The sequence below is a fragment of the Salmonella sp. SAL4457 genome (assembly GCF_046548235.1).
Lineage (GTDB): Bacteria > Pseudomonadota > Gammaproteobacteria > Enterobacterales > Enterobacteriaceae > Salmonella > Salmonella enterica.
Map to the genome: position 1 here is coordinate 1 of NZ_JBGDZO010000403.1, position 276 is coordinate 276.

Annotated in this window: 1 protein-coding gene; it reads left to right on the forward strand. The window is 59.1% G+C overall.

The genetic code is table 11. From position 1 onward, the window contains the following. Positions 1 to 276, forward strand: a 276-nt coding sequence (locus ACLJNW_RS24820; protein ID WP_410961303.1) for a 2'-5' RNA ligase family protein, incomplete at both ends; no start/stop codon positions are given.

The window sequence follows — 276 nt, forward strand, 5'->3', positions numbered from 1 at the left end:
TCTATGAACGGGACATCTGCGATGGGATCGCACAAGGTGTCACCGGCCATGCGCCCTTCACCCTGCACTTTGAGGGCATCAAGCATTTCCCCGACAAGAAGACCATCTACCTCGATCCCGTCGAGAAGGGATCCATCGCCGCCTTGCGGAAAAGCGTTCGGACCTATCTGCGCAGCGACAAGCGACTAAGGAAGCTGGGCGTTCACGCCACAAGCCAGCCACACCTCACCATTGCACGGCATCTCAAGTCCGAACAGTTCGGGCCCGCCTGGGAAG